Genomic DNA, 15,144 nt, shown 5'->3' on the forward strand with positions numbered 1-15,144 from the left:
ACGTGGCATCATAATTAACACCAACGCCAAAAGTAAGTTATTTAAGTAAAATTAGGAATTTATAAAGGTGAAGTGGATTGCGAACTTTTTAAAGAAGGGTATGATAAAAATCCCGGGTAGGGGCTGCAAGATTACCCAACGGACCGCGAATCCCGAGGGACAAAAAAACCGCCACTTTGCTGTAGGCGGTTTTTTTATGGCTACGATGTCACACCGTATCAGTAGAAATCGCAGGTTGCTTTCTCGGCCTGATCCATCCACACCGGCTTTTCGCTGGTTTTCGCCCAGACGCGGTGCAGATAGCTGTAAAAACGTGCGCGATCTTTCCAGAACAGCATCACCGGCAGGGCCAGCACGCCAGCCACTACGGCGAAAGTGCGACGCATGAACACGATATGAGCCGGATACTCTTTATAAAGATCCATATTTTTCTCCCCTGTAGTTGGCCGGAAACCTTCTCCGGAAAATGTGAAATCTGTGACCTGGTTAAAATAATACCGCTTTGTTTGTAATTTTACTACTCATCCGACCACTTATTTTCATCCATTTCGTGAATATTTACATTCACGCCTGTAATTAAGTTACAAAAAAGTTAACAATTTACTTAACAATAGTTAAATTGTGGTCTTTCCCATTTTTATACTTTTTTTACACCTGCCCTTCTGATTTTTGCGAAATCTTTGCGCCACAAATCCTACCGTTTGTACAACAACAAAAGTCACCCGGAGGTGGAGTGTGAGTGCAGGTCTGATTGCCGGCATCGTGCTGGTGTTCCTGTTATTGGGTTATCTGATTTATGCCCTGATTAATGCGGAGGCATTCTGATGGCTGCTCAGGCGTTTTTGCTTATTGCCAGCTTTTTACTGCTGCTGTTTGTGCTCGCCAGGCCGCTGGGAACAGCGCTGGCGCGGCTGATAAACAACGTGCCACTGCCGGGTACGCGAAAAATTGAAAACGTGCTCTGGCGCATTTCAGGTATCAGCGACCGCGAAATGAGCTGGGGCCAGTACCTGATGGCGATACTGCTTCTGAATATCGTGGGGCTTATTGCCCTCTTTACGCTGCTCATGCTCCAGGGCAATTTGCCGTTGAATCCGCAGCAGTTACCAGGTTTATCCTGGCATCTGGCGCTGAACACGGCGGTCAGCTTTGTCACCAATACCAACTGGCAGTCTTACGCCGGTGAAACCACGCTCAGCTACTTCAGCCAGATGGCCGGGTTAACCGTGCAAAACTTTCTGTCTGCAGCCAGCGGTATCGCGGTGATCTTCGCCCTGACGCGCGCGTTTGCCCGTCAGAATGTCAGCACGCTCGGCAACGCGTGGGTTGATGTCACGCGCATCACCCTTTGGATCCTGGTGCCTGTTGCGCTGATTATTGCCCTGTTCTTTATACAGCAAGGCACTCTGCAAAACCTGCTGCCTTATACCCCTTACACCTCGCTTGAAGGGGGCAGGGAACTCCTGCCAATGGGACCAGTGGCGTCGCAGGAAGCAATCAAGATGCTGGGCACCAACGGGGGCGGCTTCTTCAACGCCAACTCATCGCATCCGTTTGAAAACCCAACGGCATTAACCAATTTTGTACAGATGCTGGCGATCTTCCTAATCCCCGCCGCGCTCTGCTTCGCCTTTGGCGATGTGGTTAACGATCGCCGCCAGGGCCGTACGCTGCTGTGGGCCATGTCGTTAATCTTCGTGGTCTGCGTAGCACTGGTGATGTGGGCCGAATGGAACGGCAACAGCCACTTCATGCAGCTGGGGGCTAACAGCAATATCAACCTGGAAGGCAAAGAGAGCCGCTTCGGCATTCTTGCCAGCAGCCTCTATGCGGTGGTCACCACGGCGGCCTCCTGCGGGGCGGTGAACGCCATGCACGACTCTTTCACCGCGCTTGGCGGCATGATCCCGATGTGGCTGATGCAGATTGGCGAAGTAGTCTTCGGTGGGGTCGGTTCGGGGCTGTACGGCATGCTGTTGTTCGTTCTGCTCGCCGTGTTTATCGCCGGGCTGATGATCGGCCGCACGCCGGAATATCTCGGCAAAAAAATCGACGTCCGCGAAATGAAATTAACCGCGCTGGCAATCCTGGTCACCCCCGCCCTTGTGCTGCTCGGTACCGCGCTGGCGCTGATGACCGACGCCGGGCGCAGCGGCATCTTTAACCCGGGCATTCACGGCTTTAGCGAAGTGCTTTACGCCGTTTCGTCTGCCGCAAACAACAACGGCAGCGCCTTTGCAGGGTTAAGTGCCAACTCACCGTTCTGGAACTGTTTGCTGGCGTTCTGCATGTTCATCGGACGTTTCGGCGTGATTATTCCCGTCATGGCGATCGCTGGAACACTGGTGAATAAGAAGATCCAGCCGACCACCACCGGTACGTTACCGACTCACGGCGCGCTGTTCGTCGGCCTGCTGATTGGCACCGTTCTGCTGGTAGGTGCCTTGACCTTTATCCCCGCCCTCGCGTTAGGCCCGGTTGCGGAATATCTCTCTTTACGCTGATTTTGCGGAGAATTTGTCATGAGTCGTAAACAACTGGCCCTGCTCGAACCGACGTTAGTTCGTCAGGCCCTCATGGATGCGGTAAAAAAACTGAGCCCGCGAGTGCAGTGGCACAACCCGGTGATGTTTATTGTCTGGACTGGAAGTTTACTCACCACCGCACTGGCGATTGCCATGGGAACGGGACACCTTTCAGGAAATGCAACCTTTACCGGCGCCATCAGCCTGTGGCTGTGGTTTACCGTGCTGTTCGCCAACTTTGCCGAAGCGCTGGCGGAAGGCCGCAGTAAGGCGCAGGCCAACAGTCTGAAAGGGGTCAAAAAAACCGCCTTTGCGCGCAAATTACGCGAACCTAAATACGGCGCGCAGATGGACCACGTTCCGGCGGATGAACTGCGCAAAGGTGACGTGGTGCTGGTGGAAGCTGGCGACATCATCCCCTGCGACGGTGAGGTGATTGAGGGCGGCGCGTCGGTAGACGAAAGCGCCATTACCGGGGAATCCGCACCGGTGATCCGTGAGTCGGGCGGAGATTTCGCCTCAGTTACCGGCGGAACGCGCATTCTTTCCGACTGGCTGGTGATCCAGTGCAGCGTTAACCCGGGCGAAACCTTTCTCGACCGGATGATCGCCATGGTGGAAGGCGCACAGCGTCGTAAAACGCCGAACGAGATCGCCCTGACCATTCTGCTGGTGGCGCTCACCATTGTGTTCCTGCTGGCAACGGCGACCCTGTGGCCCTTCTCCGCCTACGGCGGTACAGCGGTCAGCATCACCGTACTGATCGCCCTGCTGGTCTGTCTGATCCCCACCACTATCGGCGGCCTGCTTTCCGCGATTGGCGTGGCGGGGATGAGCCGTATGCTGGGCGCGAACGTCATCGCCACTAGCGGACGCGCCGTTGAAGCGGCGGGTGACGTAGACGTACTGCTGCTGGATAAAACCGGGACCATCACCCTGGGTAATCGTCAGGCCTCTGACTTTTTACCTGCTCCCGGCGTGGATGAAAAAACGCTGGCCGACGCGGCGCAGCTTTCTTCGCTGGCCGATGAGACGCCGGAAGGTCGCAGTATCGTGATCCTCGCCAAGCAGCGCTTTAACCTGCGCCAGCGCGACGTACAAAGCCTGCACGCCACGTTCGTGCCCTTTACGGCGCAAACCCGCATGAGTGGAATTAACATTCAGGACCGAATGATCCGTAAAGGGTCCGTTGATGCCATTCGCCGTCATATTGAAGCCAATAATGGACATTTCCCTCCGGAAGTCGACCATCTGGTGGAAAGCGTAGCGCGTCAGGGGGCAACCCCGCTGGTGGTGGCGGAAGGTGCAAGCGTTCTGGGGGTTATCGCCCTGAAGGATATCGTTAAAGGCGGTATAAAAGAGCGTTTCGCCCAGATGCGTAAGATGGGCATTAAAACGGTGATGATCACCGGGGATAACCGTCTGACTGCGGCGGCCATTGCCGCCGAAGCGGGCGTGGATGATTTCCTTTCCGAAGCGACACCGGAAGCAAAGCTGGCGCTCATTCGCCAGTATCAGGCGGAAGGTCGTCTGGTGGCGATGACCGGCGACGGCACCAACGACGCCCCGGCGCTGGCGCAGGCCGACGTGGCGGTAGCGATGAACTCCGGTACCCAGGCGGCAAAAGAGGCGGGCAACATGGTGGATCTCGACTCGAACCCGACCAAGCTGATCGAAGTGGTGCATATCGGGAAGCAGATGCTGATGACGCGCGGCTCGCTGACCACGTTCAGTATCGCCAACGACGTGGCGAAGTATTTCGCCATTATCCCGGCGGCCTTTGCGGCAACCTATCCGCAGCTGAATGCCCTGAATGTGATGCACCTGCACTCTCCAGCCTCGGCCATTTTGAGCGCGGTGATCTTCAACGCGCTGATTATTGTCTTTCTTATTCCGCTGGCGCTGAAAGGGGTGAGCTATAAGCCACTGACGGCCGCCGCCATGCTGCGCCGTAACCTGTGGATTTACGGTCTGGGTGGGCTGGTGGTGCCCTTTATTGGGATCAAGGTTATCGACATGTTGTTAACGCTGTTCGGGCTGGTTTAAAAGGTGAATCTCATGACGATGTTACGTCCCGCTATACTGTTGTTTATTCTGCTGTCTCTGATTACCGGCGGGCTTTACCCGCTGATGACAACCGCGCTGGGCCAGTGGTGGTTTGAGGACCAGGCCAACGGCTCGCTGATTATCCAGAACGGTGAAAACCGTGGCTCGCGTCTGATTGGGCAAAACTTTACGGACCCGCGCTACTTCCAGGGACGCCCTTCCGCCACTGCGGAAAGCCCGTATAATCCAATGGCCTCCGGCGGCAGCAATCTGGCTGGCAGTAATCCTGACCTGGACAAAGCCGTTGCTGAACGCGTTGCCGCCCTGCGCGCCGCGAATCCGCAGGCCAGCCGTGAGGTGCCGGTTGAGCTGGTCACCGCCTCCGCGAGCGGGCTGGATTACAGCCTGACGCCGGACGCAGCGGCGTGGCAGATCCCACGCGTGGCCGCCGCCCGTCAGCTGACCGTCGAGCAGGTGAGCCAGCTGGTTGCAGAACATACGCAAAAGCCGCTGGTCAGCTTCATCGGCATGCCGGTAGTGAACATTGTTGAGCTGAATCTGGCGCTGGATGCGCTAAGGAAGAACTAAATGACCGAAGAGCCCATGCGCCCGGATCCGGACAGGCTGCTTGAACAAACGGCTGAAGCCCACCGCGGCAAGCTGAAAATTTTCTTCGGCGCCTGCGCGGGCGTCGGGAAAACCTTCGCCATGCTGACGGAAGCCCAGCGGCTTCGGGCGCAGGGGCTTGATATTCTCATCGGCGTGGTGGAAACCCACGGTCGCAAAGAGACGGCGGCGCTGCTGACGGGGCTGGCGACGCAGCCGCCCCAGCGTATCAGCCATCGCGGTCGGCTGGTGACGGAGTTCGATCTTGATGCCGCCCTCGCCCGCCGCCCCGCGCTGATCCTGATGGACGAACTGGCGCACAGCAACGCGCCTGGCTCACGCCACCCGAAGCGCTGGCAGGATGTTGAGGAGCTGCTTGAAGCCGGCATCGACGTCTTCACCACGGTGAATGTTCAGCATCTGGAAAGCCTGAACGACGTGGTGAGCGGCGTAACCGGTATCCAGGTCCGGGAAACCGTCCCCGATCCGTTTTTTGATTCTGCCGATGAAGTCGTACTGGTTGACCTGCCGCCGGACGATCTGCGCCAGCGCCTGCACGAAGGCAAGGTGTATATTGCCGGCCAGGCCGAACGCGCCATCGAACATTTTTTCCGCAAAGGAAACCTGATTGCCCTGCGCGAGCTGGCCCTGCGCCGCACCGCCGATCGCGTAGATGACCAGATGCGCGCCTGGCGGGACCTGCAGGGGCGGGAGCGCGTCTGGCACACGCGTGACGCCATTCTGTTATGCATTGGTCACGGCAGCGGCAATGAAAAACTGGTCCGCACCGCCGCCCGGCTTGCGGCGAAGTTTGGCAGCGTCTGGCACGCGGTGTATGTCGAAACGCCACAGCTTCACGGCCTGCCGGAAAATCAGCGTCGCGCCATTTTGAGTGCGCTGCGGCTGGCGCAGGAGCTGGGTGCCGAAACCGCAACCCTGTCCGATCCGCAGGAAGATAAAGCCATTCTGCGCTACGCGCGCGAGCATAACCTGGGCAAGATTGTCATTGGACGTCGCCAGCATCGCCGCTGGTTTAGCCGCGAATCTTTTGCCGACAGGCTGGCACGCCGCGCGCCGGATCTGGATTTAGTCATCGTCGCGCTGGATGACAAGCCCACCCCCCTGCCCGGCCGTACGCCGGACGCACGCACCTTTGGCGATAAATGGCGCGTCCAGATCCGGGGCTGCCTCGTGGCCGTGGTCCTTTGCGCCCTGATCACGGTGATTGCCAGCCAGTGGCTAATCGCCTTCGATGCCGCCAATCTGGTCATGATTTATCTGCTGGGCGTCGTTGTGGTCGCGCTCTTTTATGGCCGCTGGCCGTCGGTGCTGGCAACGGTGATCAACGTCATCAGCTTCGACCTCTTTTTTATCGCTCCGCGCGGGACGCTTGCTGTCTCGGACGTGCAGTACATTCTGACCTTTGCCGTGATGCTTACCGTCGGGCTGGTGATCGGGAATCTGACGGCAGGCGTGCGCTACCAGGCACGCATTGCCCGCTATCGCGAGCAGCGCACCCGCCATCTGTATGAGATGTCAAAATCGCTGGCGGTCGGCCGCACGCAGCAGGATATCGTCCAGACCAGCGAGCAGTTTATCCGTTCGACCTTTCATGCCAGTAACCTGATTTTGCTCCCCGACGAGCAGGGGCGCCTTCGCCCGCTGACCTCCCCTTCGGGGATGACGCCCTGGGATGAAGCGATTGCCCGCTGGAGCTTTGATAAGGGTTTACCTGCCGGTGCCGGCACCGACACTCTGCCCGGGGTGCCTTACCAGATCCTGCCGCTGCGCAGCGCGGATAAAAATCACGGGCTGGTCATCGTCGAGCCGTCTAACCTGCGTCAGCTGATGATCCCTGAGCAGCAGCGCCTGCTGGAAACCTTCACCCTGCTGGTCGCCAGCGCCCTTGAACGGCTGGCGCTCACCGCCAGCGAAGAGCAGGCACGGCTGGCAAGCGAGCGCGAAAGTATTCGCAATTCGCTGCTGGCAGCGCTGTCTCACGATTTGCGCACCCCGCTTACCGTGCTGTTTGGTCAGTCCGAAATTCTGACGCTGGATCTGGCGGCGGAAGGATCAAAACATGCGATGCAGGCCAGCGAAATTCGTCAGCACGTGCTAAATACCACGCGTCTGGTGAACAACCTGCTGGACATGGCGCGCATTCAGTCCGGCGGGTTTAACCTCAAAAAAGAGTGGCTCACCCTTGAGGAGGTTGTCGGCAGTGCGCTGAAGATGCTGGAGCCGGGTCTCGGCGGGCGCCATATCGAGCTGGACATGCCGGAACCCCTGACGTTAATCCATGTGGATGGCCCGCTGTTTGAGCGCGTGCTGATTAATCTGCTGGAAAATGCCGCTAAATACGCCGGGACAAAGGCCCGGCTGGGGATTGCTGCCAGGGTGGATAAACGTGTGCTGCGGCTCGATGTCTGGGATACCGGGCCGGGTATTCCGGCCGGCCAGGAGCGCGCCATATTCGAAAAATTTGCGCGCGGTAATAAGGAATCTGCCATTCCGGGCGTCGGGCTGGGGCTGGCGATCTGCCAGGCGATTGTTGACGTGCATGGCGGCACCATTTCCGCAGAGATCCGCCCGGAAGGTGGGGCACGCTTTTGTGTTACACTTCCTCTTGAAACCCCACCAGAACTTGATGAATTACCAGAGGATTTGTGATTAACGTTCTGATTGTTGAAGATGAGCTCGCTATCAGCCGATTTCTGCGTACCGCGCTGGAAGGCGACGGTTTGCGCGTTCATGAAGCCGGAACGCTTCAACGGGGGTTAATTGAAGCCGCCACCCGCAAGCCAGATCTGGTGATCCTGGATCTGGGACTCCCGGATGGCGACGGCATCGATTTTATTCGTGAGGTGCGTCAGTGGAGCCAGATGCCCATTCTGGTGCTCTCTGCCCGCACCGAAGAGACGGATAAAATCGCCGCGCTGGATGCCGGAGCGGATGATTATCTGATCAAACCGTTTGGCATTGGCGAGTTACAGGCCCGGCTGCGTGTGGCGCTGCGTCGACACAGTGCCACCACTCCTTCTGAACCGGTGTACGTCTTTGGCGATATCCGCGTCGATCTTGCCGCCCGCCGCATCGTGCGAGGGGAAGAAGAGATCCACCTTACGCCTATCGAGTTTCGTCTGCTGGCCGTGTTGCTCAATAACCACGGAAAAGTGTTAACGCAGCGACAGCTGTTAAGCCAGGTCTGGGGACCGAATGCTGTCGAACATAGTCACTATTTACGCATTTATATGGGACACCTTCGCCAGAAACTTGAAGCCGATCCCGCGCGTCCTCGTCATTTATTAACAGAAACCGGTATCGGATATCGGTTTATGATCTGAATAAGTATTCACTTTAATTTTAAATAAAGAACACACCAGCCTGAATATAGCCATGAAAATAACGACGAGATTATTTTCATGCCTATATTCGCCCTCACTAAACATAATTAGAACACCAATTTAACACCAAACCAACAAAACAGCATTTTGATCTGCGTTATTCACTCATAGCGACTAATTATTTCTGAAATGATCGGTTATTGGTGATCTGTTTCACAGTTAATCCCTTTTTCCTGGATAAAATGACCGTGCTTTCAATTACTGAAAGGAAAATGAACATGGAAAACAATAATCGTTTAATGCCCCATATAAGGCGGACAACACATATCATGATGTTTGCCCACCGAAACTGTTTTGACTTTCATCTCTTTAACGCCCGGTAGTCCTTCGACTTCTGGCGCATCTGCTTACAGGTTATCCTGAAAAACGCTATTTTACAGGCTGTTGCCTGTGAACACCTGCGCTCATTCCTTGTGATTCAGATTCTCCGCAACCGGGCGGACTGAATTCTACTCAGCAAAAAAGCAATTAACTGATTTCGTATCAGCGGACACGCTTTGCTTTTTTTTCCGGAAAAAATCGATTTCTTTACCGCAAGAAGTCGAGGGACCCATATTGCCTGAAATAAAGAGATAAAGATGAAAACGTTAAAAATTGCCGTCAGCCGTGCCTGCCCTGAATGCTTTACCACTTCGCGCGAGATCGTGGATATCACCGCATCGGATTATATTGATGTGGCAGCCGTGGTTCTGGCCGTCAGTGATATTTTCAATGGCGCCATAGAAGAAATAGAAGCCACGGGATTCGGTATTCCGGTGTTTATTGCCACGCATAAAGAAGAAAGGGTTCCGGCTGAATTTTTGTCGCGTATTCACGGCGTTTTTGAGTATTCCGACACCAGCAATGCGTACTACGGACGCCAGCTTGAAGCGGCTGCGCAGAAGTACGAAACCCAGCTCCGTCCGCCGTTCTTCCGCGCGCTGGTCGATTACGTCCAGCAGGGGAACAGCGCGTTTGACTGCCCCGGACATCAGGGAGGCCAGTTCTTCCGCCGCCATCCGGCCGGAAACCAGTTTGTCGATTTCTTTGGCGAAACGCTTTTCCGCGCCGATCTGTGCAATGCCGACGTGGCAATGGGCGATCTGCTGATCCATGAAGGTGCGCCATGCATCGCCCAACAGCATGCGGCAAAAGTCTTTAATGCGGATAAAACCTACTTCGTGCTGAACGGCACCTCCTCTTCCAATAAGGTGGTGCTCAATGCCCTGCTCACGCCAGGCGATCTGGTGCTGTTCGATCGCAATAACCATAAATCTAACCACCACGGGGCGCTGTTACAGGCGGGAGCGACGCCGGTGTATCTGGAAACAGCGCGCAACCCGTACGGGTTTATCGGCGGTATTGACGCACACTGTTTCGACGAGAGTTACCTGCGGGAACTGGTGTCAGAGGTCGCGCCTGGTCGCGCGCGGGATGAACGTCCCTTCCGTCTGGCGGTGATCCAGCTGGGCACCTACGACGGTACCATTTATAACGCCCGTCAGGTGGTGGATAAGATTGGTCACCTGTGCGATTACATCCTGTTTGACTCCGCCTGGGTGGGTTACGAGCAGTTTATCCCGATGATGGCCGACTGCTCGCCGTTGCTGCTGGGGCTGAACGAAAACGATCCGGGCATTCTGGTTACCCAGTCGGTGCATAAGCAGCAGGCGGGCTTCTCGCAAACCTCGCAAATCCATAAGAAGGACAGCCACATAAAAGGCCAGCCGCGCTATGTTCCGCATAAGCGCCTCAACAACGCCTTTATGATGCACGCCTCCACCAGCCCGTTTTATCCGCTATTTGCCGCCCTGGATATCAACGCCCGCATGCACGAGGGGCAAAGTGGGCGCAACATGTGGATGGACTGCGTGGTGACGGGTATCGAAGCGCGAAAACTGATCCTTCAGAACTGTCAGTTTATTCGCCCGTTCGTGCCGGAGACGGTGGATGGCCGTCCGTGGGAAAGCTGGGATACGGCGGAGATCGCCACCGATCTGCGCTTCTTCCATTTCGTTCCGGGCGAACGCTGGCACGCCTTTGAGGGATATGCCGAGCATCAGTATTTTATTGATCCCTGCAAACTGCTGCTGACCACGCCAGGCATCAACGCCCGCACCGGCGAGTATGATGATTTCGGCGTGCCCGCCACCATCCTCGCCAACTTCCTGCGTGAAAACGGCATCGTGCCGGAAAAATGCGACCTCAATTCCATTCTGTTCCTGCTCACCCCGGCGGAGGACATGGGCAAATTGCAGCAGCTCGTCGCCCAGCTGGTGCGCTTCGAAAAACTGCTCCAGAGCGATGTGCCGCTGAAAGAGGTTCTGCCCTCTCTTTATAAGCAACATCCGGAACGTTATGCGGATTATTCCCTGCGTCAGATTTGTCAGGAGATGCACGACCTCTACGCCCGCCATAACGTGAAGCAGTTGCAGAAAGAGATGTTCCGCAAGTCTCACTTCCCGCGCGTCATGATGAACCCGCAGGAGGCGAACTATGCCTATCTGCGCGGTGAGGTCGAGCTGGTGTCACTGCGCGACGCGGAAGGCCGTATCGCCGCGGAAGGCGCGCTGCCTTACCCACCGGGGGTGTTGTGCGTGGTTCCGGGGGAAGTCTGGGGCGGTTCCGTGCTGCGCTATTTCGCCGCGCTGGAAGACGGGATCAATCTGCTGCCGGGCTTTGCGCCGGAGTTACAGGGGGTTTACGTCGAGGAGTGTGACGGGCGCAAACAGGTGCGCTGCTACGTCATTAAACAACCCGCCGCTCAGCCGTCTCTGCTGAAAGGAGAAAAATTATGAGTAAGTCCAACAAGATGGGCGTGGTACAACTCACTATCCTCACCATGGTGAATATGATGGGGTCCGGGATCATCATGCTGCCCACTAAGCTCGCTGAAGTGGGGACGATTTCGATTATCTCCTGGCTGGTAACGGCAGTCGGCTCAATGGCGCTGGCGTGGGCGTTTGCCAAGTGCGGGATGTTCAGCCGTAAGTCTGGCGGCATGGGCGGCTATGCCGAATATGCGTTTGGCAAGTCGGGCAACTTTATGGCCAACTATACCTACGGGGTGTCGCTGCTGATCGCCAACGTGGCGATTGCCATTTCCGCTGTCGGTTACGGTACGGAGCTGTTTGGCGCGACGCTGACCCCGGTGCAGATTGGGCTGGCGACCATCGGCGTGCTGTGGATCTGCACCGTCGCCAACTTTGGCGGCGCGCGCATCACCGGACAACTCAGCAGCATCACCGTCTGGGGCGTGATCATTCCGGTTGTCGGTCTGTGCATCATCGGCTGGTTCTGGTTTAGCCCGACGCTGTACGCCAATTCCTGGAACCCGCACCACGTGCCGTTCTTTACCGCCGTGGGATCGTCCATCGCCATGACGCTATGGGCTTTCCTCGGGCTGGAGTCAGCCTGTGCGAATGCGGAAGTGGTGGAAAACCCGGAAAAGAACGTGCCGATCGCGGTACTCGGCGGGACGCTGGGGGCGGCGGTGATCTATATCGTCTCAACCAACGTGATTGCGGGAATTGTGCCCAACATGGATCTCGCCAACTCCACGGCGCCGTTCGGGCTGGCGTTTGCGCAGATGTTTACGCCAGAGGTAGGGAAAGTGATCATGGGACTGATGGTGATGTCCTGCTGCGGCTCGCTGCTGGGCTGGCAGTTCACCATCGCCCAGGTATTCAAATCCTCCGCTGACGAAGGTTATTTCCCGAAAATCTTCTCCCGCGTCACCAAAGCGGATGCGCCGGTACAGGGTATGCTGGCGATTGTGATTTTCCAGAGCGGTTTGTCGCTGATGACCATCAGCCCGTCACTGAACAGCCAGTTTAATGTACTGGTCAACCTGGCGGTGGTGACGAACATCATTCCGTACATTCTGTCGATGGCGGCACTGGTGATTATTCAGAAGGTGGCGAAGGTGGATCCGCGCAAAGCCCGGGCGGCCAATATCGTGGCGCTGATTGGGGCGATTTACAGCTTCTATGCGCTCTACTCGTCCGGTCAGGAGGCGATGCTGTATGGCGCGATGGTGACCTTTATGGGCTGGACGCTGTACGGTCTGGTGTCACCACGGTTTGAACTGAAGAATAAGCATAGTTAAAAAAGAAGCCCGGTGGCGCTAACGCTTACCGGGCCTACGAGATCAATGTTTTCTCCCTCTCCCTGTGGGAGAGGGCCTGGGTGAGGGCATCAGCCCGCACCAGACACCACTTACGCGTTTTTCAGCACTTCGCTGACAATCTCTACCGCTTCTTTCTCAATCTGCTGACGATGCTCAGCGCCGAGGAAGCTTTCACAATAGATTTTGTACGCATCTTCCGTACCGGATGGACGCGCGGCGAACCAGCCGTTTTCGGTCATCACTTTCAGGCCGCCGATCGATGCGCCGTTACCCGGCGCCGCCGTCAGACGCGCGGTGATCGGGTCACCAGCCAGGGTACTGGCACTGACCATCTCCGGAGAGAGTTTTGACAGAGCTGCTTTTTGCGCAGACGTGGCGCCAGCCTGAATACGGTTATAGCTTGGCGCACCAAAGCGTGCTGCCAGGTCGTTGTAATGTTCCTGCGGGTTCTTACCGGTAACCGCGGTGATTTCCGCCGCCAGCAGGCACATGATGATGCCGTCTTTATCGGTTGACCATGGGGTGCCGTCGAAGCGCAGGAAGGATGCCCCCGCGCTCTCTTCACCACCAAAGCCGAAGCTGCCGTCGTGCAGACCATCAACAAACCACTTGAAGCCTACCGGCACTTCCACCAGCTTGCGGCCCAGCGCATCGACCACACGGTCAATCATGGCGGAAGAGACCAGCGTTTTACCCACCGCAACCTCTTTGCCCCACTGCGGACGGTGCTGGAAGAGATAGTTAATCGCAACAGCCAGGTAGTGGTTCGGGTTCATCAGCCCAGCGGGGGTGACGATGCCGTGGCGGTCGTAGTCCGGGTCGTTGGCAAACGCCAGGTCGAACTTGTCGCGCAGCGCCAGCAGGCCAGCCATTGCGCATTCGGAGGAGCAGTCCATACGGATCGCGCCGTCTTTGTCCAGGTGCATAAAGCGGAAGGTCTGATCGACGTGATCGTTCACGATGGTCAGATCCAGCTTGTAGTGCTCGGCAATGCGTTTCCAGTATTCAATACCGGAGCCGCCCAGCGGATCCACGCCCAGCTTCAGACCGGCTTTCTGGATAGCGGCCATATCGACGATATCCGCCAGCCCTTCCACGAACGGCTGCACCAGATCCTGCTCTTTCACGTGGCCGGACGCCATGGCTTCATCCAGCGAGATGCGCTTCACGCCGTTCAGACCGTTAGCCAGTAACGCGTTGGCGCGATCTTCCACCACTTTCGTGACGTTGGTATCCGCCGGGCCACCGTTAGGTGGGTTGTACTTGATGCCGCCATCTTCCGGTGGGTTGTGGGACGGGGTGATCACAATACCGTCCGCCTGCGCGCCACCTTTTTTGTTGTGTACCAGAATAGCGTTAGAAACCGCAGGCGTTGGCGTGAAACCGTTGTTCTCCTGAACAATCACGTCTACGCCGTTTGCCGCCAGTACTTCCAGCACGGAGATAAAGGCAGGTTCAGACAGGGCGTGGGTATCTTTCCCAACATAGCACGGACCGGTGACGCCATTTTTGGCGCGCTCTTCCGCGATGGCCTGAGCAATGGCCAGAATGTGCGGTTCGTTAAAGCTGTGGCGCGCCGCGCTGCCGCGGTGGCCAGATGTACCAAACTTCACTGCGTGTTCTGCGTTGCCCACCACCGGCTTCAGCACGTAGTACTGCGCGGTCAGTTGAGCGACGTTAATCAAATCGCGTTGTTGTGCAGGTTGTCCTGCACGGCTGTGATTTGCCATTGCCTGGTCCTTCTGATGCAAGGGTTAAATTGTACCGCAAACCTTTTCGATCAATTCCGCCGGGAACTGCATGGACTGCATGATATGTTCGATCATGCTGCACTTGCGGCCCGTATTGGTATTGGTGATCACCCAGTATGGCGTACCGGGAACATGTTTGGGTTTGGTTTGGTTGCCATTTTGCAGCAGGGTCTGCTCGTCACCTGCGAAGTAAACGCGCGTGCGACCGTGCAGCGACTCTGTCGCTTCTGCAAATGCGTTGTTATCCAGTGAGTAAAGTGTAGACAGCACCAGCATAAAGCGGTTAACCGCCTTTTTCTGCTCTGCATATTCATCGGACAGCAGCAGCTCGCGCATCGCGCGCACTTTGTCTTTTGCCGGCATGACGGCAGGTTTTACTTGTGCAACAACGCTCGGCTGAGACACGACATCTTTAGTGACAGGAGTGGGCTGTGAGGCGGCGGAAATTTTAAGCATGCGCCGTAAAATGTCGGACGCGCTCTCCCCAATATGCCGCGTCTGGCTGGCAATATACTGATAGAGTTCGTCATCAACTTCGATTGTTTTCATCTTAATCCAGTGCGATATCTTATCTGAATACAAGTCGTTGAGATTATAAGGTCTAATCCCAACAGCGGATAGCGTCAAACCAGGTTGGCGGCAAAAGTCAGATTAAACTGGATCCTTGCCCCCGGGCGGCAGAATGGTCAACATGATACCCTAAC

Annotated in this window: 12 protein-coding genes; 9 read left to right on the forward strand and 3 right to left on the reverse strand. The window is 56.5% G+C overall.

What is annotated here, in order from left to right:
- Positions 1–218: 218 nt before the first annotated feature.
- Positions 219–425, reverse strand: a complete 207-nt coding sequence (locus L350_RS12730) for a YbfA family protein (protein WP_014069366.1) — start codon at positions 423–425, stop codon at positions 219–221.
- A 310-nt stretch (positions 426–735) separates the two neighbouring features.
- Here L350_RS12730 and kdpF point away from each other — a divergent pair, with 310 nt between their 5' ends.
- From kdpF to potE, 9 genes are all read left to right on the forward strand, one after another.
- Entirely contained in the window at positions 736–825 is a 90-nt protein-coding gene (gene kdpF, locus L350_RS23210) for a K(+)-transporting ATPase subunit F (RefSeq protein ID WP_003858638.1), read from the forward strand.
- Positions 825–2,504 (forward strand): potassium-transporting ATPase subunit KdpA, encoded by a 1,680-nt coding sequence (gene kdpA / locus L350_RS12725; protein WP_032624653.1) that lies wholly within the window; start codon positions 825–827, stop codon positions 2,502–2,504. The genes kdpF and kdpA overlap by 1 nt, the downstream gene beginning before the upstream one ends.
- An 18-nt stretch (positions 2,505–2,522) precedes the next feature.
- Positions 2,523–4,571: a potassium-transporting ATPase subunit KdpB gene (gene kdpB, locus L350_RS12720; protein WP_023305699.1), complete on the forward strand. Its 2,049-nt coding sequence runs from the start codon at positions 2,523–2,525 to the stop codon at positions 4,569–4,571.
- A 12-nt stretch (positions 4,572–4,583) separates the two neighbouring features.
- On the forward strand, positions 4,584–5,159 hold the full coding sequence (gene kdpC / locus L350_RS12715) for a potassium-transporting ATPase subunit KdpC (protein ID WP_022647452.1): 576 nt from the start codon (positions 4,584–4,586) through the stop codon (positions 5,157–5,159).
- Complete coding sequence (gene kdpD / locus L350_RS12710) at positions 5,160–7,847, forward strand: two-component system sensor histidine kinase KdpD (protein ID WP_032624654.1); 2,688 nt, start codon at positions 5,160–5,162, stop codon at positions 7,845–7,847. It begins immediately after the preceding gene.
- Complete coding sequence (gene kdpE, locus L350_RS12705; protein WP_032624655.1) at positions 7,844–8,521, forward strand: two-component system response regulator KdpE; 678 nt, start codon at positions 7,844–7,846, stop codon at positions 8,519–8,521. The genes kdpD and kdpE overlap by 4 nt, the downstream gene beginning before the upstream one ends.
- A 278-nt stretch (positions 8,522–8,799) precedes the next feature.
- The gene (speFL, locus tag L350_RS23885; protein ID WP_003858645.1) at positions 8,800–8,904 is read left to right on the forward strand and encodes a leader peptide SpeFL; all 105 of its coding nucleotides are present in this window, start codon (positions 8,800–8,802) and stop codon (positions 8,902–8,904) included.
- Between the two features lie 255 nt (positions 8,905–9,159).
- Positions 9,160–11,358, forward strand: coding sequence for an ornithine decarboxylase SpeF (speF, locus tag L350_RS12700; RefSeq protein WP_032624656.1), 2,199 nt, complete (start codon positions 9,160–9,162; stop codon positions 11,356–11,358).
- A complete protein-coding gene (gene potE / locus L350_RS12695; RefSeq protein ID WP_022647448.1) occupies positions 11,355–12,668 on the forward strand; it encodes a putrescine-ornithine antiporter in 1,314 nt (437 codons plus the stop codon). The genes speF and potE overlap by 4 nt, the downstream gene beginning before the upstream one ends.
- Positions 12,669–12,778: 110 nt before the next feature.
- Here the strand turns inward: potE and pgm are convergent, their stop codons facing one another.
- Both pgm and seqA read right to left on the reverse strand, forming a co-directional pair.
- On the reverse strand, positions 12,779–14,419 hold the full coding sequence (gene pgm, locus L350_RS12690) for a phosphoglucomutase (alpha-D-glucose-1,6-bisphosphate-dependent) (RefSeq protein ID WP_023305695.1): 1,641 nt from the start codon (positions 14,417–14,419) through the stop codon (positions 12,779–12,781).
- A 24-nt stretch (positions 14,420–14,443) separates the two neighbouring features.
- Positions 14,444–14,989, reverse strand: coding sequence for a replication initiation negative regulator SeqA (seqA, locus tag L350_RS24220; protein ID WP_003858650.1), 546 nt, complete (start codon positions 14,987–14,989; stop codon positions 14,444–14,446).
- Positions 14,990–15,144 lie beyond the last annotated feature (155 nt).

Source organism: Enterobacter sp. MGH 4, from assembly GCF_000534735.1.
Taxonomy (GTDB): Bacteria; Pseudomonadota; Gammaproteobacteria; order Enterobacterales; family Enterobacteriaceae; genus Enterobacter; species Enterobacter intestinihominis.